The sequence below is a fragment of the Hymenobacter fodinae genome, from assembly GCF_004745825.1.
Lineage (GTDB): Bacteria > Bacteroidota > Bacteroidia > Cytophagales > Hymenobacteraceae > Hymenobacter > Hymenobacter fodinae.
The window spans coordinates 61,648-82,763 of the sequence record NZ_SRLA01000006.1; the positions used below are offsets into that span (position 1 = coordinate 61,648).

Below are 21,116 nucleotides of genomic sequence, written 5' to 3' on the forward strand. Positions count from 1 at the left end.
GGCCTAGAATAGTGCTAATGTATCCTTAATAATTACCTAAATGCAAGGTGCAAAACTGAGCTACAGGCTATTAGATAAGCATATAGTCCGGATATAATACACTTAAAGCACACGCCGAAAATCGGTCTGAGCACACGTGCTTGTACACGCTCCGAGACTCACCAATCGGGAGCATGCGCTTAAAAAACAAAGCGCCCCGGTCCCGTTTCAGCAATATTTTTTGCGAAACGGGGCCGGGGCGCTTTCAGGTACCCAAGCTAGGCTAAAGTTTAGGCTGCCAAGCGCATACCTGGGTCACCATCGAGGGCCAGGATCTGGGCCTTGTAGGCCGACGGCAGAAGTGATGCTCTGAGCCAGCGGCTAAACGCCAGGTGTTGCACGCGCCGGTACACGGGCAATACTGGTCGCAGCCAAGAGCGCCGACCCAGCTGTAGCAACTGCCGCACTTGAGTTGGCGCTACTAACCGTTGCGCCTCCAGCAGCAACCGGTAGCGCACTGGCCCCAGGTGATGCCGGTACTGCTTATATAAATCGGCAGTGAAGTGGCTGTGGATCAGGTGCTCATTGAGGTGCTGCTCGCGGGCCACCTGCCACTCCGTGAAGTTGTCTGGCAAGCCACTAATGCCCATGCGCTGGCCTACGCGGCCAAACACGTCAAACACCTCGGCCTTCTCGGTTTCGGTCAGAGGGCGCTCCAGCACTTCAAATGCTTGAATAGAGTAAGACACCAGCATATAAAGCACGTCGCGGTAGGCCCAATCCGGAATGTTCATGCCCCGTTTGGCTTCCACCGCGCCGTGAATGGCAGCAATGGTGTCAATGGCCCGCTCGGCCCCCGCCCGCTCCGCAAACACAATTTGCCGGGCGTACTCTACGGTTGAAAACAGCCGGGCCAGCGGGTCGGCGGGCAGGCGGCCGGTAAAGTACAGCCAGTCCACGGCCTTGTTCAGGGCAAACTCGGCCGCCGAGCCCGCAAAGATGAACAGCACCACGTCGGCCTTGCTCCAGATAGAGCGCACCACTGAGCCCGGGGCAACGAAATATTCCATAGGAGTGATAACCTGAAAGTGAGTGGCCTAGATCCTTCGAAGTACTTTGGCTGGAAGTTGAGCTATAAAAGAACTTTGAATTACAAAGTAAGTGATAATTTTGCTAACAATCATCTAGTGCTACTAATCATTACAAGCTGAGTGAAGAACCTTCGCCTGAGGTATTTACTACTGAGCATCAGCACAATGCTTCTAGGCCTATCCTCCCGCCTCTACGGAGCCTGGCTGCCGAGTTGGGTGGCCGCCTACGCCGGCGACACGCTTTGGGCCTTGCTGGTGTACTGGTTACTGGGCTTCGGGTGGCCTAGCCGCACCGCTCAGTGGCGGGCGATAGTGGCCTTGAGCTTCTCCTTCCTGATTGAACTTAGCCAGCTCTACCACCCGACTTGGCTGGATGCGGTGCGCCGTACCACACTTGGTAGCTAGTGCTAGGCCACGGCTTTTTATGGAGCGACTTGGTCTGCTACACGGTGGGCGTGCTGGCTGGGGTGGCGCTGGAAACGCTGGGCCGTAACTTGCTAGGCCAAGCAAATAGCCAAACGCCCCGCCTTCTAAATAAAAAGCGGGGCGCTAAAGCAGCTGAATAAGTACCAGTTACTCTACTTTCTTCTTGGCTTCGGGCTTGGTCTCCTTGGCTACCCACACCGATTTCTGGTTGACGAACTCCCGGATGCCCAGGTGGGAAAGCTCGCGCCCGTAGCCCGACTTCTTCACACCCCCAAACGGCATTTCCGGCGACGATTTCACCAAGCTGTTCACGAACACCGCTCCCGCCTCCACGCGCCGCGCCAGCTCCTCGCCGCGCTTGCCGTTTTTGGTCCAGATGGAGGCGCCGAGGCCAAACCGCGAGTCGTTGGCTAGTCGGATAGCATCGTCGGCGTTCTTGGCTTCCAGAATAATGGCTACCGGCCCGAAGAACTCTTCCTCGTAGGCTCGCTGCCCGGGCTTTACGTGGCTCAGCATCATGGGCCGGAACAGGGCGGTGCCGGGCTTGCTCTGGCCCCCGAACAGCTCCACTTTGGCTCCCTGCTTCACCGAGTCTTCCACCTGCTGGGTAAGCTCATCGGCAAGGTCGGGGCGGGCGAGGGGGCCGTATTGGGTGGCTTCGTCGAGCGGGTCGCCGGGGCGGAAGGCCAGCAGGTGGGTTTTCATCTTCGAGATGAACTCCTTTAGCACCGGCTTCTCCACAATAAAACGCTTGGCGGCAATACAGCTCTGCCCCGAGTTGATCATGCGGGCCTGTGCGGCGGTTTTGGCGGCCAACTCCAGGTCGGCATCAGCCAGCACAATAAAGGCATCGGAGCCGCCCAGCTCTAACACTGTCTTCTTGATTTCGCGGCCCGCTGTGGCAGCCACCTGAGCTCCTGCCGGCTCTGAGCCCGTGAGCGTCACGGCCCGCACCCGGTCGTCCTCAATGAGCTTGGTCACCAGATCCGTACCAATCAGCAGGGTGCGGAACGTGGCAGGAGGGAAGCCGGCATCGTGGAAAATTTTCTCCAGCGCCACAGCGCACTGCGGCACGTTGGAGGCGTGCTTGAGCAGGCCTACGTTGCCGGCCATCAGGGCCGGGGCGGCAAAGCGCACTACTTGCCAGAACGGGAAGTTCCAGGGCATAATGGCCAGCACAATACCAATGGGCTCGTGAGAGATAAAGCTATGCTGGGCTTCCGTCTTGATTTCCTCGTCGGCCAGGAAGGCCTCGGCATGGTCGGCGTAGTAGTCACAGGTGAGGGCACATTTCTGCACCTCGGCCCGACCATCTACGATGGGTTTGCCCATTTCCACGGCCATCATGCGGGCCAACTCATCCTGCCGTTCGCGCAGCAGCTCGGCGGCGCGGTGCATCAGGCGGGCCCTGTGGGCGAAGGTGGTGGTGCGCCACTCGGCGGCGGCCCGGTGGGCCTGGCCTACAATGCGCTCCGTCTGAGACCAGCTGAAGGCCCGAAAGCGCCGCTCGACGCGGCCAGTGAAAGGGTTAAACGACTCAATTGCCATGCAGGAAAAACAAGTTGGGGCCGACGAAGCGACATATAGATGGAAGCTGTACCCTAAGGAAGGCGGGACGGAGGCGCTGAGGCCCAGTCAGGGGCTAAACAACTGCGGAAGGGCGGTGGTTAGCTCAGGTGCCCGGCCTGCAACTCCGGTTGCACTGTGTGCGTAGCACCTGAGCCGTTCCGGCGCTGCCGCATTTTTGTACGGTGTCGCTTGGAATACTGGCGAATCATGTACTTTCGTCCCATTCAGGGGGTGGTTTTCCTACGCCGTTCCCGTTCCCTTAGTTGCTGCCTGTGTCTGCTACTACTCCAGAGTCTGCCGCTCTCGCAACCGAAGAACTGCTCGTGCAACGCCTGCGCGACCGGGACGAGGCGGCCATGACCATCTTCTACGACAAGTACTCGGCTGCTCTCTACGGTGTGATTTTTCGCATCGTCAAGAAAGAAGAAATTGCCGAGGATGTTTTACAGGAAGCCATGGTCAAAATATGGCACTCCTTTCCCTCTTACGATGCCGAAAAAGGCCGTTTATTCACTTGGGTGATGAACGTGTGCCGAAATTTAGCCATCGACAAAATCCGCTCTCGGCAGTACCGCGTAGGTAGTCGTACGCAGCCCATCGAGGAAAGTGCAGCGCTGCGCGAGGCCGCCGAACCCACGTTCCGGCCTGAGCACATTGGTTTGCAGGAAATGACGCGCCAGCTGAATCCGGAACAGCGGCAAATTGTTGACCTGCTTTATTTCGGCGGATTTACGCAAAGCGAAGTGGCAGAAGAACTCAGTTTACCGCTGGGTACGGTGAAAACTCGTGCCAGAGCGGCTATCAAGGTCCTTTCCAAATTGATTCGATAATCGTGAACGTTCAGGAATACATCGAATCTGGAATTCTCGAGGAATACGCCCTGGGCGTGTTGAACGAGGCCGAGCGCTCCGAAGTGGAGCGCATGGCGGCCCAGCACCCGGAAATTCGCCAGGAGCTGGAGGAAATTACGCGCGGTCTGGATTTCTATGCCGAGGCGCACGCCATCACGCCCCCCGCCGGCATGCGGGAGCGGGTGCTAAGCGGCTGGCAGCAAGTAATCCAGCAAAATCCGGTGCAGCCCTTAACGGCCCCGGTAATGCATGCCTCAACGCCCGATCCGGTTGCTGTTGCTCCGGCTCAGGCACCTAATGCGGGCGTGGTGCGGCAGCTGCCGAGAGAAGAAAGCAATAGTGGCCGCACGCGGTGGTTGATTGCTGCCTCGGTTGCCCTGCTCATGCTCAGCGCGCTGGGCAACTTCCTGCTCTACAACCGGCTGAAGGAAACTGAAGCCAACTTGGAAGTAGCTCAGAATGAGCAGTCGCGTTTTGCTACCACGCAGCAGGCCGCCCTCAATGAGCGCGACCAGCAATTGCGAATCTTGCGCGACGAGGCCTTCCGCCCGGTGGAGCTGAAAGGTACGCCAAAAGCACCCGACGCCCTGGCCCGCGTATACTACAACGCCAAAACCAAGGCAGTGTATGTGGATGTGCGCAACCTGCCCGCCCTGCCCGAAGGCAAACAGTATCAGCTGTGGGCCCTCGATAACGGCAAGCCGGTAGATGCTGGGGTGCTGGCCACGTCCACTGCTGCCGGCGATAGTATTCAGCAGATGAAAGACATTGCCAGCGCTCAGGCTTTTGCCATGACGGTGGAGCCCGCGGGAGGTAGTGCTAGTCCAACCCTGACTACTATGACCGTGCTCGGTAACATCTAGGCCACGCGGGAGTTACTGAAGAGCGAGCTGCCCACACTGGTGGCTCGCTCTTCTTTTTTAGGGAGTTGGCTGCCAAAAAGAGAAGATCCTACGTAAACGGTGGAGCTTACTCAACCCTCACTACCTATTGCTCCTGTGCACGGAACCATCTTTACGCTGTTAAAACGCTACATACAAACGCAGTACGACCATAGCACCTGGGTGCGGCTGCTGGAAGCTTCCAACCTTTCGGCTACCGACTTCGACCATAAGAATGTGTACCCCGACGAGCACATGTATGCGCTGGTAGGCCACGCCGCCGAAATGACGGGGCTTTCTGCCGATGAACTCCACGAGAAATTTGGGGAGTACTTGGTGCCTGACCTTATGTACATGTATCAGCGGCTGGTGCAGCCCGAATGGAAGACCCTCGATATGCTGGAGCACACGGAGCATACCATGCACCGGCAGGTGCGCAGTGAGCACATCGAGAATGCGCCACCCGTGCTAGAGGTGACCCGCGTTTCGCCCACGGAGCTGTATATTGATTACATGTCGAAGCGACGCATGGGGGCCCTGGCTGTAGGTATTGTGCGGGGCCTAGCGGCGTATTTTGACGAAGCCGACCAGATTCTGGTGGAGCCAACCACCGATGAGAACGGTGAACGGGTCCGCATTCGGGTGCGGCAGATACCAGTTGCGCACTAGGCCTCTGTTTCAACTTTCATTCACTTAGTTGCCGTCGGCAACTCTTTCAAATCATGGAAAAAAGCACTTACTACAATCCCGCCGACCTAGCTAAATTTAGTAACATCACGGAGTGGCAGCCTGAAATGGGCAATAAGTTTTTTGCCTACTACGCCGAGGTATTTAAAGATGGCGCCCTTTCTGAGCGCGAAAAGTCCCTGATTGCCTTGGCCGTAGCTCACGCTGTGCAGTGCCCTTACTGCATTGATGCCTATACCTCCGACTCGCTACAAAAGGGCGCCGACGAGGCCCAAATGATGGAAGCCGTGCACGTGGCTGCTGCCATTAAGGGGGGAGCTGCCCTTGTACACGGCGTACAGATGATGAACAAAGCCAAGGAACTATCGATGTAAAGCAGCCGGTTGGCTTATAAGCCATTAACTGACTGCTTTTCTTCTCCAACTCTCTTAGTGCCCAGCTACGATTTATGAAATCACTCCACGCCCGACAGGCGCCCTTGGCCGATTCTGGCTACCAGTTGGCAGTTCTGTCTCCGGCCGAAGCGGCGGGGGCACATTTCCCTGCTTTCGCGCACAAGCTGCGCGAAAGCGGGCTGCTGCCCTTGCGGCCTACTGGCCTAGCGGTGATGCAGATCAATGTGGGTAAGATGTGCAACCAAACCTGCCGCCACTGCCACGTGGATGCCGGCCCGGACCGCACTGAAATCATGACCCGTGAAACCATGCAGCTCTGCCTAGATGCGCTGGCTCAAACGGACATTCCGCTGGTAGACCTGACCGGGGGCGCCCCCGAGATGAACCCCGACTTCCGGTGGCTAGTGGAGCAGATTTCGGCTTTGGGTCGGGAGACCATTGTGCGCTGCAACCTCACCATCATTGTGGCCAACAAAAAGTACCACGACCTGCCCGAGTTTTTTGCCCGGCACCGGGTACGGGTGGTATCGTCGCTGCCCCACTTCTCGGCGGGCCGCACCGATGCTCAGCGGGGTGAGGGAGTATTTGAGCGCTCCATTCGGGCCCTGAAAATGCTGAACGCCGTGGGCTACGGCGTGGAGGGTTCGGGCTTGTCGCTGGATCTGGTGTATAACCCCTCTGGGGCGTTTATGCCGGGCAGCCAGGCCAGCCTGGAGCGGGAGTTTAAGCAGCGCCTAGGGCGGGAGCACGGCATCGTCTTCAGTAACCTGCTTACCATTACCAATCTGCCCATCAGTCGGTTTATGGAGTACTTGCTGGAAAGCGGCAATTACGAGGGCTACATGGAAAAGCTTATTGCGGCGTACAACCCCGTGGCGGCCGCCAACGTGATGTGCCGGAGTACCCTCAGCATTGGGTGGGACGGGCAGCTATATGATTGCGACTTCAATCAGCAGCTCGACTTACCGGTAGCTGCCACCGCCCCGCAGCACATCCGTGACTTTAATGAGGCTGCGCTCAGCAGCCGGAGCATTGTTATTAACCAGCACTGTTACGGCTGCACGGCGGGGGCTGGCTCCAGCTGCGGCGGCGCCACCACCTAGGCCACTCGCGCGTGCTACAAGTGAGAAGAACTAGTTGCCGGGGAGTGTTGGGCTGGCTATTGCTGTGGCTGGTGGCCTGCACCACCGCCTGTAGCCAGTCGCCCAAAGCTCCCAACAGCCCCCCCATGACGGCCTACGACCGTATGCTGAGCCTGCTGTATAAGCAGACGGTACCCACCATTCAGCCGGCTAAGCTGGCCGAAACCCTGCGTCAACACCCCAGTGGAGTGGTATTGCTAGATACGCGCAGCCCCGAGGAATACCAGGTAAGCCACCTGCCCGGAGCCCGCTTCGTCGACTTTGATGGTTTCAAGACAGCTACGTTTCAGGACGTGCCGCGCAACCTGCCCGTAGTGGTGTATTGCACGGTGGGGGCCCGTAGCGAACAGGTAGGAGCCCGCCTCCGGAGCTTGGGCTTCCAGCAGGTGCACAACCTCTACGGCGGTATTTTCCAGTGGGTAAATGAAGGCCACGCGGTGTATAACCAAGCAGGCCCCACGGCCAAAGTACACCCGTATTCGGCACTGTGGCGACCCTGGCTAAAGCGCGGCGAACCAGCCTATCAATAAGTTTTGACATCTGATTTCCTGGCCTAGTGGCACTTGTCGGGCTAGGCCACCTTCCTATCTTCTTTCATTTTGTCAGCTAACCAAAGTAGCTCGAACCCGTCCGCACCTGCCCATCAGCAGCATGATTTGATAGTTTTTGCCCGGTACCCTGAGTTAGGGAAAGTAAAAACTAGACTGGCAGCAGGCGTAGGACCAGAGCGAGCTTTGCAGGTGTACCGGCGGCTGCTAGCCCACACCCAAGCCGTAACAACGGACCTGCCTGCCCGCAAGTGGCTATGGTTGGCCGAGGCAGGCCCCACTGCTGATCAGTCCGATCCGTGGGTAGGCTACCAGCGCCGCCCCCAGCCCCCTGGCGACCTAGGCCACCGGATGCAGTCGGCGTTTTCGCACGCATTTGCTGAGGGCGCAACTGCGGCAGTCATCATCGGTACCGACTGCCCTGGGCTCACGCACGAGCATCTGCGGGATGCCTACGAGGCCTTGCGCACCCACGAGGTGGTGCTGGGGCCCGCCACCGATGGCGGCTATTACTTGCTAGGCATGAAGAAAGTGTGGCCCGAGTTATTCGCAAACAAACGGTGGAGCACTGATTCGGTGCGGGCTGATACGCTGGCCGATGCGCGGCGGTTGGGTCTGCAGGTGCACCTATTGCCGGAGCTACGCGACGTAGATACTGCCGATGACCTTCGGGCTTGGGAAACCGCCGAAAAAAGAGGCAGCTGAACACTTTCGGGCCTATTCCGCGTATGGAAGCCCGTCTGCCATGTTGTATCAGCTCATGTATCGCGTAAATAGAGTTTCCGTTCGGTTGCTAGTGGTGGCCCTAAGTGGCCTAGCGGCGGCGTGCTCATCGGGCGGTGAGAAGAAAAAAACAACCTCTCCAAAAGCAGCCGCTCCCACCACCGACCACGTGCTTACCCGCCGCGGCAGTGTGTTCAATCACCAGTGGGCCATGGATACTCTCTGGGAAGATGGGCTAGCGGAAGTGGCAACGTACGACGCTGAACGGATGGTGTATGGAGAGCCCCGCAAATTTGAGTACACCATTATTACAGTGAAGGAAGAGTTCAACGCGCAATACAACGTCAAGACCGACGACTACCAGCGCAAGGACGTGTTTCCGGTGATGAAGGTCAACGAGTTTTGCGCCATCCCGACGGAGAACTACCCTTACCACTACCTCACCTCCCTGTTTTTCCGGCGCGACCAGCCCACCATGCTGCACAAAATGACCACTTCTTCGCAGGAGTGGTGCGGCAACACGTTCAAGGCCATCACCGATGAAGGCCTGCACTACAACCAAAGCTATAACTCGTACTGGGATGGGCAGGGGGCCGGCCGGCGCCAACTCCGGCGCGAGGCTTTGTTTGAGGATGCCCTACCTTACGTACTGCGCACCATGCGCTTTGAGCGCAAGCCATCCTTCACAGTACCGGTATATGAGCTTCAGCAGACCAGTCAGGCGAAGGTGCCGCAACTGTATAAGGCCTTAGTGATAACGGAAGAGGCGTTGCCCAACGATACTACTGAGCCGGCTTGGCGGGTAACCGTATCCTTGCAGGAGCAGAAGCAGAATGTGTACTGGTTTGCCAAGCGCTACCCTAACCTGCTGCTGCGGCAAACCACTTGGGACGGCCGCACGCTGCTGCTCAAGCAGGTGCGTCGCTTCGCCTACTGGCCTCAGCGCAGCCCCCGCCCCGACACTACCGCTGCCGTTGGTCGGCCGCTGACGTAGGCACTGGCCGTCTAAGGTCCCACCCGAACACGCTCAGCACCACCACGTATTCTAGCGCCACCAGCCATAGGTTTTCGGTGTAGGCCAGGGTTTGATAGGCGGCGTAGGAAAGAACCGCCATACCAGACCAAACCAAGGCGTAACGGTAGGAACTGAACACGCTTAGAGCTACTAGAGGCGTGATATACCACGGGTGCACGGTAGTAGCCAGCAGATAGTACAGCGTGAGCAACAGTAGTAAGGTGCGTGGCAGTGTAGGCCAGGTGGGGTGAGCCTCGCGGGCCGCCAGCAGCAGCCCACCCACTGCTGTGGTAAGCGCCAGAGCAGGACCGATGCGGGCAATTTCGTTGTAGCCCGTAACCCATTGGCCTAGGGGGCGCAGCAGGTAGTAAACACTGGCGTTAAACTCGAAGCTGCGGAAGTACAGGTTCAGACTTTTGCCGATGTTGAGTAGTAACTCCCAGGAGAGAAAGGGGCCGAATACCAGCAGCAGTGTTGCGCCCGTGGTAGCTGAGAACAGCAGCCACCGCCGCCAACATAACCGGCGCAGCAGGAGCGGCACCACCAGCACCGGCAGAAACTTAGTGGCTACGGCTAGGCCAAGCACCCCACCGGCCAGCGCTACCCGCTTCCGCCAGAGTAGCCAGAGTGTGAGCAACAACAAGCAAATCACGAGGGCCTCGAAGTGCAGGTTGCCCGTCAGCTCCACTATCACCAGTGGGTTTAGTATATACAGTAACGCCCGGTGCTTATCTAGCCCAAAAGCGACCAATAAGCGCCACAGTAGCCCCACTGTAACCAACTCGGCGGCCAGCAGCACCAGGCGCAGCAGAAAAGCAAACCCCATGGCACTCGTCGGGAAAACCCTCACGGCCCCAGCAAATATTGCTTGGCACACCGGTGGATACACGGAGTAATAATGGGGCGAGTTAAGTAGCGGATATTCTGCTGCCAGCTGTTGCAGAACGGTCCCAGATAATAAGTGCTGTGGCGGGTGCCGTGCTGGGCTCACCGTGTCAGCTAGGCCAGTCTTGGCCGGGGTTTGGGCTGGGCGGCCCGGAAGCGTAAACTCATCGGGCCGAAACTGATACGGATTGATGCCCGCCACTACTAGCAGCCCGTCCCAGCGGAAGCGGTGGTAATCATCGGAAAGCGGAGGCAGGGCCGGGAGCCAGATAAGGCGCAGGAGCAAGGCCGCCACCAAGCCTGCTTTTAAGGGGAGCCGCGTGTACCAGAGGCCCGCATACGCCCCAAACGCCACCATCATCCAAGAAAGCAGCAACCAAAAGTTCTGGCGCGGTACGGTGTAGGCCACTGCTGCGTAAGCCCCTGCACTCAGCAGCAACAGCAACCAATGAATGGGGCGCAGGCCAGTAAGTCGGGGCATAGCGGGGCCGGCTTACCGCCGCGAATTATGGCGCAGAGAGTAGTAAAAGACCAGCCCGTAACCCACCGTAAGCATCAGGTGGAAGGGGAACAGGCCAAAGTCATGGAAGTAGATACCCGCAACCAAGCCCGAGAGAAAGTACAGGGTCAGCAAACCTTCCAGCGCGGTGAGGCCGTCTAGGCCACCCGTGCGGTAGCGGCGCCCCTGCCAAGTGCCCTGCCGCCGCACCAAGCCCAATTTAGGCGTTCGGATGAAGGCCGACTGCTGCCCCAGCAGGCCTAGCGCCACCGCCCGGGCGTTGTGCAACGAAAGGCCCATCATTACCGACAGAAACAGCAGAAAGCGCAACACGAAGCCGAGGCCCGTGGGCTTGCGGTCGTGGGCGGCTAGCTGCCAAGAGGTATAGTAGTAAGTGGTGAGGGGCACAAACGCCAGCAGAAACACCGAGGCCATCTGGAAGGCCGGACGCAGGGCGGGTAGGTCGGCGCGCACATACACGAGCGGCACGCTCAGCACCGCCATCAGCAGAATGGCCCCAAAAACAGAGCTGTTGAGCAGATGAAACGTAGCGTGGATTTTCACCCCGATTGGCTCCGAGGAGCGTAACACCCGGCCTAAGTGTTTGCGGGCGGTTTCGGCGGCGCCCTTGGTCCAGCGGAACTGCTGCGACTTCAAGGCATCCATGGCGGCGGGCAGCTCGGCGGGGGCTACTACCCGCGGCAAGTATGTAAAGCGCCAGCCGCGCATTTGGGCCCGGTAGCTCAGGTCTAAGTCTTCGGTGAGCGTATCGGCCTGCCAGCCCCCGGCATCCTCAATACAAGTGCGCCGCCATACTCCGCCGGTGCCGTTGAAGTTTATGAAGTAACCCCCGGCCGTGCGGCCCACCTGCTCCACGTAGAAGTGGGCATTCAAACCAAAGGCTTGCAGCTCAGTCAGCAGAGAATATTCCTCGTTGAGGTGACCCCAGCGGGTTTGCACCACCCCAGTGCGCTCCGCCTGAAAATGCGGAATCGTGCGCAGCAAAAAGTCGGGCTCCGGAATGAAGTCGGCGTCGAAAATGGCAATGAACTCCCCGTCGGTTTGCTCCAGGCCGTAGCGCAGGGCACCCGCCTTGAACCCCTCCCGGGTAGGCCGCCGCACGTGGTCGATGCGCAGGCCCTGGGCACGGTAATAGGCTACTCGCGCGGCTGCTAAAGCCACGGTTTCATCAGTAGAATCGTCGAGCACTTGCAGGTGAAGGCAGTTAAGCGGGTACTGTAATCTGGCACAGGCATCAATCACGCGCTCAACTACATATAGTTCGTTGTAGATGGGGAGCTGAACGGTGACCCTAGGCCACTCCGCGGGAATAGGCGGCGCTGGAGTAGCAGGCTGCCGGTAAGCGCGGCGAGCTAGACGGGTAAGTTGAAACTGCGTCAGGCTGAAGCTTAGAATAAATACCAGGCAGAGGCCGTAGAGTGCTACCAGCAGAAGTTCTAGACCAAGCATTCAGGGGTAATGAGCAGTGAGGGTAAGGGCGCGTTGCAAAGAACGGAAAGCGGCACCAGCTTTCGTAGGCCTGTGAGCCGCCCGGGTGGCTTCGCTTATAAGTACCGGAAAATCGTCCAGAGAATTTTGTAACCGGCGCCCAGCGTGCCTTTCACTGTCCCGGATACTTTGGAGACGCCAATGCGGCGGCGGTAGCGCACGGGCACTTCCACGTTGCGCAGCTTTAACCGCGCCGCCTTTAGCTGCATCTCCACCGTCCAGCCGTAGGTGGTGTCCTGCATGCCTATGCGTTCCAGGGCCTCGCGCCGGATGGCCCGGAAGGGGCCTAGGTCGGTAAATTGGGCACCGTAAAACCACCGCAGCAGGGTGGTGGCCAGCCAGTTTCCAAAAATTTGCTGGGGGAGCATGGAGCCTGATTCCCGCTCGCCCAGGGCCCGTGAGCCAATGACCATATCGGCCTCGCCGCGCAAAATAGGCGCTACCAGGGCCGTCATGTCGGCGGGGTAGTCGGAGTAGTCGCCGTCCAGAAACACAATGATGTCGGGTTGCTCAGCAGCGGGGCGCCCAAAGCAGCGGGCCATGCCGGCCAGGCAGGCGTGCCCATAGCCGGGGCGCGGCTCCCGCAGCACCGTGGCCCCAGCGGCCCGGGCTACGTCGCCGGTGCGGTCAGTAGAGTTGTTATCGACCACAATAACCTCCCGGGCGAGGCCCGCCGGAATTTCCGCCAGCACTTTCGGAATTGATTGCTCCTCATTGTAGGCCGGAATGATAACGTCGATGAGGGGCGGGGTAGAGGTCATGCAGAAGAGGGGCAGCGGGAAGGCAGGAACAGGGTGAGCGTACGGGCACACAACGGCTGCAAAGATGCACGGTTGTGCTCGTTGTGACTGTACCCAGCCCAGCTCACTTGAACAATTCCCGCAAGCGCACGTTTGCAGCCTAGTTTCTTTCGGTTCTTACCCCAGACTCTATGCTCCAGATTGGCGACCTCGCGCCCGACTTTTCTCTGAAAACTACCACCGGCGAAACCTTTCGCCTCAGCGATTACCGCGGAAAGCGTAGCATTGTGCTGTATTTCTACCCCAAAGACGACACCCCCGGTTGCACGGCCGAAGCTTGCTCTTTCCGCGACCAATATGAGGACTTTCAGGAGCTGGGTGCTGAAGTAGTGGGAGTAAGCTCCGACAGCGAAACTTCCCACCAGAAATTCACCCAAAAGCATCGCCTGCCTTTTCCGCTCCTCGCCGACACCGGTGGCCGCGTGCGCAAGCAGTATCAGGTGCCGCGCGCGTTGCTAGGCCTGTTGCCTGGTCGCGTTACGTTCGTGATTGATGCCGATGGGCGTATTCAATACATCTTTAACTCCATGAACCGCGCCACCGACCACGTTTCGGAAGCCAAGGATGTCCTGACTAAGCTACGCGCCACCATCTAGGCCACTCGCTACAGTTCCCCGCATTCCTGGTGTCGGGGGACTGTTTGCCGCCCAGCTCAAGCAGAGCTGGGCGTTTTAATGTTTTCAACTACATAGGTGCCTTCAGCTAAGAAGCCAGCAAAAATCGGGTCGTATCGTTGTAGGTAAGACTACTTATTTCATACGGTTCGTTAAGTGACTTTCAACCCTGTAGCCAGGGTTTGAAGCGAATAAGGAGCTTATCCTCCCGGCTTCAGACTTCCTATTTGGTCGAATTCACGTAGAACTAGCACACTCAGCACAAAGAAACTAAGCGCTGCAACTGCGTAAATTATTTTGCCCCAGGTGTTATGCTTCGTTAGCGCCCACAGGAAGGCGGCCAAGTTGAAGACCGTGCTCCCTAAAATGGATAGCCCCGCGTAGAGCACGTACCCCAGCCCGCCTAAATAGCCGTCTCGTTGATGTGAAATAGCTAAGGCCATCGCCCCGAAGATGTTCAGGATCAGCAGCGCATTGATGGCCAGAGGCCGGATATAGTCTGTAGGAGGTGCTTTTTGTTCCACGTGGTACGTATGCTCTCTAGTGAGCGAACAGGTGCATAATTCAGTACCCAAAATCAGTTTGAAGCGCAGTTGCCGTTTCCCTTTCTCCTTGCCGAAGCTGCTGGTGGATGCGGTACACATGCTGAATCTCCCGAGGGAGCTGGCGGAAGCGGGCTTTGCTGCGCTCATCGTTTTTCCAGCGCACGGGTACTTCCCGGATGCGCAACCCCCGGGCGCGAGCCTGGGCCAGCACTTCCAGATCAAACGACCAGCCATCTACAGTACAGACTGCAAAGGTGCGCGCCGCCGTGGCCGTGAAGGCCTTGAAACCACAATGTGGGTCGGCTAGGCCAGGCAGCAGCACACGCTGCACAACTTGGTTGGCGAGCCGGCTCCAGGCTCGGCGCAGCCAAGGCTGGGGCCGCGTGACCCGGGAGGCTGGCAAGTAGCGGGACCCGATAGCAATATCAGCCCCTGCGGCCAGCTCCTGCAGCAGCAAGTGCAACTCGTCGATAGGAGTGGAGCCGTCGGCGTCGGAAAATACCCGGATCCGGCCCGTAGCTGCTTGCATACCCCGGCGCACCGCATATCCTTTTCCCCGGTTCACCGGGGAGCACAGCACGCGCAGACCAGGCAACTCGCCGGCCAAGGCTGTCACTAGGCTCACCGTGTCGTCCGTCGAGCCATCATCCACTACCAATATCTCAAAGCTTGCGGGGCGCGAAGTCAGATACGCATGAATGCGCTGCAGCGTGGGGCCAATACGCGCAGCTTCGTTGTAGGCCGGAATAATTAGACTCAGGTCCAGTATCATACCCCAACACGTTGCTGCCGCCGGAAGCCGTCTAGCCGACTGCCTAGGTGGGCGTAGGCAATAGGGCAGCGCGCCGAGCAGGATTTTCCACACTCAAACTGGCTCCGAATATCTTGCACGGAATACTCGGCCAGGGGTTTGGCCGGTGAGCCGGTTTTAGGCTGGCACAAGTGCACCAGGCCTGCCCCGTCCACCTCGAAGTGCCGAGCCCCGGCCCGGCATTTCCAGGGTTTGCTTTCTCCCCGGGCCAAGGGCAACTGAAAGTTATCATTCAGTACTTGCGGCAGGCGACCCTTCAGGGCCCGAATGCGCAGGTAGGCCTGCAAGGCTTCGTCGCTCAGGGGTAGGGCCTGCCCACTGCTGTCGCGCATCAAGGAACACTGAAACCCAAAGCCCAGCCCCACGACGATGTTGGCCACCTGCTCCATCTCGGCCGGGTTGCCAGAACCCAGCACTCCGTTCACGCGCACCATAAACTGGGCATGCTCGCGCAGCAACTCTAGCTTAGGCCGCAACCGACGCATGCTTTTCTCAGTCACCTCATTGTCTTCCAGACTATCACAGCTCAGCTGCATGCCAAACAAGCCTGCCTCGTTTAGCTTCTTGATAAGTTGGGCCTTAAGCACGTGCCCGTTGGTGTTGATCATCGGGACCATACCCGCTTCGGCGATGTAGCGCACCAGCTCGGCAATATCCGGGTGCAGCAGAGGCTCGCCGCCATTGAGTGTCACGAACACCGCTTTCAGTTTGCGCAGGGTATCGACCCGCGCTTTCAGCTCTTCCAGCGGGACGGGCTTAGACACCTTGTCGTACTCGTAGCAGTAGCCGCAGGCGAGGTTGCAACGGCGGGTGACCACAATTTGCACCAGCACTGGCCGGTCCCGATCCAAGGCGGCCTTGGCCATTTTCCAGAAAACGCGTGGTCGGGAAATGCGAAGCGGTTGATCAAATGTAGGGTAGCGCATGGGCAGTTGGGAGTTAGCAGTAATGAAGGAAATGCATCTGGCGTCTACCAGAATGAGATAAAACTGCCATGTCTTTTACCGACCCGGAAGCGTTTTCTGATAAGGCCGGATTTCGAGGCACTGAATCGGGATAAAGACCAAGTGAATTGGCAAGCGGCATGCGGCTTTTCAGCCGGCGAGCCGGTACCTTTACTTTGTTTCGCTTACTTTCTAGGCCACCTATTATTCTCAGGCACCTTACTGCTCTACCCTCGCCCCATGATCCGAAAAATTGCGTTGGCGGCCTTGGCCGCTGTAGCAGTATTTTATGCCACGGTGTTTATCCAGAAGGGCACGTTGTGGGTGAGCGAGTTGGCGGGGTATAAGGAACTACTGCTGGTATTTGCCTTTCTGCTGCCCACCTTCTGGGCGCACACCCATATTGCCCAACTGTTTGGGGCCGACCGTCTGACCCAAATGCCCGCCACGATCAAAGCTCTGCTAGAAGGGTTGTGCGTGGTGTTAGTCAGCCTGGTTTTCTGGGAGGTATTCTTCTCCATTCCGCAGCACTACCTCGTGCCCACCGCGCAGCTTTCGCCCCGGGCCCTGCGCCTATCCCTGGCCGTGAATGCAGTGCTGTCCCTATTCTTCTACTACTTCGTGGAGCGCGAGCATAGTCGCCAAAAGCTGCAGCAGGAAGTAGTGCGGGTGGCGCAGTTGCAAAAAGAAACGTTTCAGGCGCAGCTGGAAGCCCTGAAACACCAGGTAGACCCGCACTTCTTGTTTAATAGTCTCAACGTGCTGGGCTCACTGATTCACCTCGACGCCGACCGCGCCGTTCAGTTTCTGGGGCAGCTCTCAGACGTGTACCGGGTCCTGCTTGATACCGGGGCGCAGCCGTTGATACCGCTGCGCCGCGAAATGACGCTGGTGCGCGCTTACGCCAGTCTGATGGAAACTCGCTTTGGCGAGGCGCTGCGCGTGGAGTGGGATATTGCCCCGGCCTGGGAGCAGGCCCTGGTTCCCCCTACGTCCGTGCAGATGCTGCTGGAAAATGCCATCAAGCACAATGGTTCTACCGTCCGCAAGCCCCTGCGCATCAAGGTATCCGCCACCGATGGGCTACTGGTGGTCGAAAACAATCGGCAACCCCGCACCGACGCGGTAGCGTCTACCCACACGGGGCTGCTCAACATCCAACGTCGCTACCATCACCTGACAGACCGCCCCGTGGAAATCATGCCCACCGCGGAATCCTTCGTGGTCCGACTCCCGCTGCTTACTGCTCCCGCTGCATGAACGCCCTACTCATTGAAGACGAGCCCCTGGCCGCCCAGGCGCTAGCTGCCTTGCTCACCCGCCTACGCCCTGCCACGCGCATTCTGGCGTCGTTGGGCTCCGTGGAAGAAGCAGTGGAGTGGTTGCAGGAACAGCCAGCACCCGACGTGCTTTTCTGCGATGTTCATCTGTCGGACGGCAACAGCTTCGATATCTTCCGGCAAGTGGCAGTGCAGGCACCTGTTATTTTCACTACTGCCTACGATGCGTATGCCATCCAGGCCTTTCAGGTGAACAGTGTGGACTATCTGCTCAAGCCCCTGCAAGCGGCGGCGGTGGAAAAGGCGCTGCAGAAATATGAGACCCGGCACCCGGCTACGCTGCCGGCAGTGGTTGAGAATGTGCAGCGTTTGGTGCATACCACGCCCCGCACGCGCTTTCTAGTAAAATCCGGTCAAGCCTTGCAGGCGGTACCCGTGGAGCATGTGGCGTATTTTCTGGCAGAAGAGGGCGTGGTGTTCCTCGTCACTCACCCCGGCAAACGATTCATCATTGCCGACACCCTCGATCAGCTAGAAGGCCAGCTAAACAATCAAAACTTCTTCCGGATCAATCGCCAGGTGATTTTGAGTATCGAGGCGGTGCAAGAAATCCGGCCGTACTTCAAAGGCCGCTTGGTGCTGCAGGTAGCTCCCCCTGTAGCGGGAGAGGCCTTGGTAGTAAGTGCCGGTCGTGCAACAGCCTTCAAGCAGTGGCTTGATTATTAATGGGCGGATTCTTCCCGAACGACTTGTTTCGTGTTTGACAGAAACTAGTCAGCACACAGCGCCCGAGGCAATAGGTCGGTAAACTAGGCCTATGCCGCCAGTCGCTCAGGCTCGTTTACTGACGTCAAGGCGACTGTTCGCGGGGACTTGCCTTGAATTGAGGTGCGCTCCGGCCAAGGAGCAAGTGAACCCAGCAGTTCCTCGCTGTCCAGCAGCAATAGGGCAATGATTGCCAACGAGGGTTGGGGAGATGAAACTAGCAGGTCGGTGTGCATAACAGGTCGGAAGCGAGCAGAATACCCAAAGGTATTCTGCACTTCGGGCTCAAGACCAGGCAATACAGAGTGGAATTGTGACTAGCAATGAGCGTAGATATAGCTGCACTTTGCAAGGCAGATACCTCATAGCGTAGCGCTAGGCCACTATTGCACACGCCAGGTTGCGCAAAAAAAGAATGCAGAAAACCCCTTCACCCAGTTGGCGTTTGCTGCTGCAGCCACGCTATGGCCTGCTCCCGCGAATCGGCCACGGTATAGTGTACCCCACGCTGACGAAGTTGGGAGAGAAAGTCGGCGTAGCCCACATGGGCAAATAGGTCGCGGGGAGGTATCAGGGCGAAGCACCACGCCCCAGCTGCTTGGGCCCGCGGCAACCAGTTGTAAAGCAACCAAGTGTGATATGATACGGGGAACGCCGGCATGGGCGGCTGCTTAACCAAAATCTTACCCCACCCAGTGCGCCTCAGGCACACCAGCAGCTGTTCCATAACCGTCTGCGCCGCCGACAGATGCCAAGGTGCCCGTTTCCAAACCACGCGCAGGTACTGTCCGCGCGCTTCTTCCGCAATCACGGCCAGTGGATTTTCGAAGCATATTGAAGAGGCAGGAAGGAGGGAGCACATAGGGACAGGAGGAAAGGGGGTAGAGTGAAATCTACTGAAAAAGATAGACTATTCTATGTACGCATATTGATTTCAAATAATTGATGTTCAGTAAGTTTTTAATATATTATTTATTATATATTTAAGTTTATCGTTACCTGAAATTAATCTGATGCCTCTACCCAAGGCACCACCCATGCAATACCGCCCTTCCTAACTCTCATGTCTAGAAGGAGGGGCCTATTTAACCTGGAAAGTATGGTGATATAGAAAAACCTGGCCCGCACTTCTTGAACACTACCCACTGCTGCACCGTGGCATCCCAATAGGTAGCCATCAGAACGTCTAGGTGTCATCCTGCGCTCTTACTTACTTGTTATGCCAGACAAGTGAGTGAGGTGCACTCGTACTGCAGCAGCATTTTTTCTATGGCCAGCAGCGTCAGCGGAGGTACCGGCATAGCAGTAGCACCTTATCCGGAAAGGCGGCTTGGGGCGAGACTGCGTGCGACTATAGCTGAGAAGTACATAACGATGTTAGCACTAGAATCATAAGCGGTAAGATAAAGCGGCAAAAAGTCATTGATCTGTTGATATGATGGGTATCACTTCGCGGGCATGCTCACACGGGAACGATCTTCAGTCGTAGCTTCTAAATGCTGGGCTTGTTAATTGAAAATCAATAATTTATCAAACAAATTCGGTTATTCTTCGTCTTTATTTATGCCGCTTGAGCTTAGGGGCTTGATTAACCTTATACTCCTAGCGGCACTTCACGCCTTCACTCTTCTCTCAATTCAGCTATGAAACAGTTTCTTCTCTCTCTGGCCTTGCTAAGTGGTGTTACCGCTGCAGCACAGGCCCAATCTACCACCGGGGGCGGCACCCGCTTCGGCCTTAAAGTGGGCGTCGTGGCAGCCTCACTCGCCGGTGACGACAAAGACTTTCAAGGCGATGTGCAAAACCGCTTCGGATTTCAAGCTGGCGTCACGACCACCACGACCTTGGGCGTGGGCGGCCTGTTCGAACTGCACCCCGAGCTATTGTATTCCCAGCGCGGCTACCAGATCGAGGATGTATCCAAAACCACCTTCCACAACATCGACTTGCCGCTCCTAGCTCGCCTCAACGCCGCTGGGTTAGTATTTGAAGTTGGACCGCAAGTAGGCTACTTGTTCGCGCGTAAAACCAAGTATGATGATTCGGCCATACCAGACGTTACCGCCCGGGGCCAACTTAATAAGCTCCAGTTCGGCTACATCGTAGGTGTTGGCTACCAACTCGAAAGTGGCCCCAATGTGGGCATCCGCTACAACCGCAGCATCACCAAGCTCTATGATGGCGACGCGGCGCTGCCCGGAGGTAATAAAATCTACAACTCAGTATTTCAATTCCAGCTGGGCTTTGCCTTCCCCGGCAATAAGTAGGCTGTCTTACTTCCCTCGAAAAAGTCCCATTTCCGTCATGGAGATGGGGCTTTTTTGGCTGCTTAAGCAAGTATATCTAACAAAAAATCTGGCACTTGAAATGATTCGGTTGCTATCAATCTCAGACTGTGGACAGATTATCCTGCTATACTGTGCCACCGGCTACGGTTCTGCAGCCAAGAACGTCCTGATTAAGGTGCGCGCCAGCGCCTAGGCCACTTGTTGCAGTATTCGGCGCAGCTAGTACTGCCGAGGTGTATATTTGCCGCCCGGCGCATCAGTGGCCGGCTGGTTATATACAGTGTGAATTTATGGGAGCTTTATTATCTGACATGCTTCAGCGGGCGCAGCGCAGCCGGCGGGTAGTGTCTATTCAAACCAGCGGTGGTACGTTTCTAGGGTACGTGCTCAACCACAACCCAGAGCTTGTAGTGCTGCGCACCATCACGCGGCAAGGCCTGCTTACGGGCGTCCGCACGCTAAATCTGGGCAACGTTTCGCAGGTGCACTTTGATGATAAGTATGTGCGCCTGATTGAGTTCAAGGAGCACAACCCAGAGGTAGTGTATGCCCGCCCCGCCGCTCCCGACGGGCTCGACAATCAGTACCTGACTGTGGCAGCCGTGCTGCAGCGGGCCAGTGAGGTGCGCCAACTAGTGCAGCTGGAAACTCACGCTGATAATGACCTCTACGGGTACATTGAGCGCATCACGGAGGATGAGCTGCTGGTAGAAGTGTACACTCAATATGGGGAGCCCGACGGCCACACCGTCATGGACCTTGATAACGTGCGCAGCGTAGTGTGGAGCGACGAAGACACGCGCACCATCGAGCTACTGCTCCGGCAGCGCGATTCGGAAGCGAAGTAAGTCTACCCTGAAAGTGGCCTA

General features: G+C 57.6%; 23 protein-coding genes. 14 read left to right on the top strand and 9 right to left on the bottom strand.

Translation table 11 applies throughout. The features are described from left to right. Positions 1 to 269: 269 nt before the first annotated feature. Entirely contained in the window at positions 270 to 1,049 is a 780-nt protein-coding gene (locus EU556_RS22700) for an oxygenase MpaB family protein (RefSeq protein WP_135436538.1), read from the bottom strand. A 186-nt stretch (positions 1,050 to 1,235) separates the two neighbouring features. Here EU556_RS22700 and EU556_RS26380 point away from each other — a divergent pair, with 186 nt between their 5' ends. Continuing rightward, positions 1,236 to 1,475, top strand: a complete 240-nt coding sequence (locus EU556_RS26380) for a ribosomal maturation YjgA family protein (RefSeq protein WP_210116353.1) — start codon at positions 1,236 to 1,238, stop codon at positions 1,473 to 1,475. Between the two features lie 168 nt (positions 1,476 to 1,643). Here EU556_RS26380 and EU556_RS22710 read toward each other — a convergent pair whose 3' ends face one another. Then, the gene (locus EU556_RS22710) at positions 1,644 to 3,044 is read right to left on the bottom strand and encodes an NAD-dependent succinate-semialdehyde dehydrogenase (RefSeq protein ID WP_135436539.1); all 1,401 of its coding nucleotides are present in this window, start codon (positions 3,042 to 3,044) and stop codon (positions 1,644 to 1,646) included. A 293-nt stretch (positions 3,045 to 3,337) separates the two neighbouring features. Between EU556_RS22710 and EU556_RS22715 the strand changes: the two genes are divergently transcribed. The 8 genes from EU556_RS22715 to EU556_RS22750 all read left to right on the top strand — a co-directional run bounded on the left by EU556_RS22715 (position 3,338) and on the right by EU556_RS22750 (position 9,286). Continuing rightward, positions 3,338 to 3,895: an RNA polymerase sigma factor gene (locus EU556_RS22715; protein ID WP_245327843.1), complete on the top strand. Its 558-nt coding sequence runs from the start codon at positions 3,338 to 3,340 to the stop codon at positions 3,893 to 3,895. 2 nt (positions 3,896 to 3,897) lie between these two features. After that, positions 3,898 to 4,779, top strand: coding sequence for an anti-sigma factor (locus tag EU556_RS22720; protein WP_135436541.1), 882 nt, complete (start codon positions 3,898 to 3,900; stop codon positions 4,777 to 4,779). 135 nt (positions 4,780 to 4,914) lie between these two features. Next, positions 4,915 to 5,466 carry a heme NO-binding domain-containing protein gene (locus EU556_RS22725; RefSeq protein WP_167855693.1) on the top strand — a complete coding sequence of 184 codons (552 nt, stop codon included), beginning with the start codon at positions 4,915 to 4,917 and terminating at the stop codon, positions 5,464 to 5,466. Positions 5,467 to 5,519: 53 nt separating this feature from the next. Next, complete coding sequence (locus tag EU556_RS22730) at positions 5,520 to 5,858, top strand: arsenosugar biosynthesis-associated peroxidase-like protein (protein WP_135436543.1); 339 nt, start codon at positions 5,520 to 5,522, stop codon at positions 5,856 to 5,858. A 74-nt stretch (positions 5,859 to 5,932) separates the two neighbouring features. Then, on the top strand, positions 5,933 to 6,982 hold the full coding sequence (gene arsS, locus EU556_RS22735; RefSeq protein WP_135436544.1) for an arsenosugar biosynthesis radical SAM (seleno)protein ArsS: 1,050 nt from the start codon (positions 5,933 to 5,935) through the stop codon (positions 6,980 to 6,982). A 20-nt stretch (positions 6,983 to 7,002) separates the two neighbouring features. Then, the gene (locus EU556_RS22740; RefSeq protein ID WP_135436545.1) at positions 7,003 to 7,551 is read left to right on the top strand and encodes a rhodanese-like domain-containing protein; all 549 of its coding nucleotides are present in this window, start codon (positions 7,003 to 7,005) and stop codon (positions 7,549 to 7,551) included. 126 nt (positions 7,552 to 7,677) lie between these two features. Next, the gene (locus tag EU556_RS22745; RefSeq protein WP_245327846.1) at positions 7,678 to 8,274 is read left to right on the top strand and encodes a TIGR04282 family arsenosugar biosynthesis glycosyltransferase; all 597 of its coding nucleotides are present in this window, start codon (positions 7,678 to 7,680) and stop codon (positions 8,272 to 8,274) included. A gap of 55 nt (positions 8,275 to 8,329) precedes the next feature. Then, on the top strand, positions 8,330 to 9,286 hold the full coding sequence (locus tag EU556_RS22750; RefSeq protein ID WP_135436547.1) for a hypothetical protein: 957 nt from the start codon (positions 8,330 to 8,332) through the stop codon (positions 9,284 to 9,286). On the opposite strand, the gene EU556_RS22755 is transcribed toward EU556_RS22750, so the two are convergent. The 3 genes from EU556_RS22755 to EU556_RS22765 all read right to left on the bottom strand — a co-directional run bounded on the left by EU556_RS22755 (position 9,255) and on the right by EU556_RS22765 (position 12,961). Further along, positions 9,255 to 10,673: a hypothetical protein gene (locus EU556_RS22755; RefSeq protein WP_135436548.1), complete on the bottom strand. Its 1,419-nt coding sequence runs from the start codon at positions 10,671 to 10,673 to the stop codon at positions 9,255 to 9,257. The two genes, EU556_RS22750 and EU556_RS22755, sit on opposite strands and share 32 nt — an antisense overlap. Before the next feature lie 12 nt (positions 10,674 to 10,685). Then, positions 10,686 to 12,161: a cellulose synthase family protein gene (locus EU556_RS22760; protein WP_135436549.1), complete on the bottom strand. Its 1,476-nt coding sequence runs from the start codon at positions 12,159 to 12,161 to the stop codon at positions 10,686 to 10,688. A 95-nt stretch (positions 12,162 to 12,256) separates the two neighbouring features. Further along, positions 12,257 to 12,961, bottom strand: a complete 705-nt coding sequence (locus EU556_RS22765; RefSeq protein ID WP_135436550.1) for a glycosyltransferase family 2 protein — start codon at positions 12,959 to 12,961, stop codon at positions 12,257 to 12,259. Between the two features lie 170 nt (positions 12,962 to 13,131). Between EU556_RS22765 and EU556_RS22770 the strand changes: the two genes are divergently transcribed. Next, positions 13,132 to 13,596 carry a peroxiredoxin gene (locus EU556_RS22770; protein WP_135436551.1) on the top strand — a complete coding sequence of 155 codons (465 nt, stop codon included), beginning with the start codon at positions 13,132 to 13,134 and terminating at the stop codon, positions 13,594 to 13,596. A 218-nt stretch (positions 13,597 to 13,814) separates the two neighbouring features. On the opposite strand, the gene EU556_RS22775 is transcribed toward EU556_RS22770, so the two are convergent. From EU556_RS22775 to EU556_RS22785, 3 genes are read right to left on the bottom strand one after another with little or no spacing between them, the layout of a single operon-like run. Next, entirely contained in the window at positions 13,815 to 14,138 is a 324-nt protein-coding gene (locus EU556_RS22775) for a hypothetical protein (protein WP_167855694.1), read from the bottom strand. Between the two features lie 40 nt (positions 14,139 to 14,178). After that, positions 14,179 to 14,931, bottom strand: coding sequence for a dolichyl-phosphate beta-glucosyltransferase (locus tag EU556_RS22780; protein ID WP_135436553.1), 753 nt, complete (start codon positions 14,929 to 14,931; stop codon positions 14,179 to 14,181). Then, on the bottom strand, positions 14,928 to 15,896 hold the full coding sequence (locus EU556_RS22785) for a radical SAM protein (protein ID WP_135436554.1): 969 nt from the start codon (positions 15,894 to 15,896) through the stop codon (positions 14,928 to 14,930). Before EU556_RS22785 ends, EU556_RS22780 begins: the two co-directional genes overlap by 4 nt. Before the next feature lie 258 nt (positions 15,897 to 16,154). On the opposite strand from EU556_RS22785, the gene EU556_RS22790 reads away from it, so the two are divergent. Continuing rightward, entirely contained in the window at positions 16,155 to 17,174 is a 1,020-nt protein-coding gene (locus EU556_RS22790; RefSeq protein ID WP_135436555.1) for a sensor histidine kinase, read from the top strand. After that, positions 17,171 to 17,920, top strand: a complete 750-nt coding sequence (locus tag EU556_RS22795) for a LytR/AlgR family response regulator transcription factor (RefSeq protein ID WP_135436556.1) — start codon at positions 17,171 to 17,173, stop codon at positions 17,918 to 17,920. Before EU556_RS22790 ends, EU556_RS22795 begins: the two co-directional genes overlap by 4 nt. Before the next feature lie 469 nt (positions 17,921 to 18,389). Here the strand turns inward: EU556_RS22795 and EU556_RS22800 are convergent, their stop codons facing one another. Continuing rightward, positions 18,390 to 18,821 carry a hypothetical protein gene (locus EU556_RS22800; protein WP_135436557.1) on the bottom strand — a complete coding sequence of 144 codons (432 nt, stop codon included), beginning with the start codon at positions 18,819 to 18,821 and terminating at the stop codon, positions 18,390 to 18,392. Positions 18,822 to 19,602: 781 nt separating this feature from the next. Between EU556_RS22800 and EU556_RS22805 the strand changes: the two genes are divergently transcribed. Both EU556_RS22805 and EU556_RS22810 read left to right on the top strand, forming a co-directional pair. Further along, on the top strand, positions 19,603 to 20,226 hold the full coding sequence (locus EU556_RS22805) for a porin family protein (protein ID WP_135436558.1): 624 nt from the start codon (positions 19,603 to 19,605) through the stop codon (positions 20,224 to 20,226). Between the two features lie 311 nt (positions 20,227 to 20,537). Next, positions 20,538 to 21,095: a hypothetical protein gene (locus EU556_RS22810; RefSeq protein WP_135436559.1), complete on the top strand. Its 558-nt coding sequence runs from the start codon at positions 20,538 to 20,540 to the stop codon at positions 21,093 to 21,095. Positions 21,096 to 21,116: the final 21 nt, after the last annotated feature.

Coding starts and splice junctions, on each gene's coding strand:
- EU556_RS22700 (WP_135436538.1), bottom strand. CDS start 1,049: ATGGAATATTTCGTTGCCCCGGGCTCAGTGGTGCGCTCTATCTGGAGC.
- EU556_RS26380 (WP_210116353.1), top strand. CDS start 1,236: ATGCTTCTAGGCCTATCCTCCCGCCTCTACGGAGCCTGGCTGCCGAGT.
- EU556_RS22710 (WP_135436539.1), bottom strand. CDS start 3,044: ATGGCAATTGAGTCGTTTAACCCTTTCACTGGCCGCGTCGAGCGGCGC.
- EU556_RS22730 (WP_135436543.1), top strand. CDS start 5,520: ATGGAAAAAAGCACTTACTACAATCCCGCCGACCTAGCTAAATTTAGT.
- arsS (WP_135436544.1), top strand. CDS start 5,933: ATGAAATCACTCCACGCCCGACAGGCGCCCTTGGCCGATTCTGGCTAC.
- EU556_RS22750 (WP_135436547.1), top strand. CDS start 8,330: ATGTATCGCGTAAATAGAGTTTCCGTTCGGTTGCTAGTGGTGGCCCTA.
- EU556_RS22755 (WP_135436548.1), bottom strand. CDS start 10,673: ATGCCCCGACTTACTGGCCTGCGCCCCATTCATTGGTTGCTGTTGCTG.
- EU556_RS22760 (WP_135436549.1), bottom strand. CDS start 12,161: ATGCTTGGTCTAGAACTTCTGCTGGTAGCACTCTACGGCCTCTGCCTG.
- EU556_RS22765 (WP_135436550.1), bottom strand. CDS start 12,961: ATGACCTCTACCCCGCCCCTCATCGACGTTATCATTCCGGCCTACAAT.
- EU556_RS22770 (WP_135436551.1), top strand. CDS start 13,132: ATGCTCCAGATTGGCGACCTCGCGCCCGACTTTTCTCTGAAAACTACC.
- EU556_RS22780 (WP_135436553.1), bottom strand. CDS start 14,931: ATGATACTGGACCTGAGTCTAATTATTCCGGCCTACAACGAAGCTGCG.
- EU556_RS22785 (WP_135436554.1), bottom strand. CDS start 15,896: ATGCGCTACCCTACATTTGATCAACCGCTTCGCATTTCCCGACCACGC.
- EU556_RS22790 (WP_135436555.1), top strand. CDS start 16,155: ATGATCCGAAAAATTGCGTTGGCGGCCTTGGCCGCTGTAGCAGTATTT.
- EU556_RS22795 (WP_135436556.1), top strand. CDS start 17,171: ATGAACGCCCTACTCATTGAAGACGAGCCCCTGGCCGCCCAGGCGCTA.
- EU556_RS22800 (WP_135436557.1), bottom strand. CDS start 18,821: ATGTGCTCCCTCCTTCCTGCCTCTTCAATATGCTTCGAAAATCCACTG.
- EU556_RS22805 (WP_135436558.1), top strand. CDS start 19,603: ATGAAACAGTTTCTTCTCTCTCTGGCCTTGCTAAGTGGTGTTACCGCT.
- EU556_RS22810 (WP_135436559.1), top strand. CDS start 20,538: ATGGGAGCTTTATTATCTGACATGCTTCAGCGGGCGCAGCGCAGCCGG.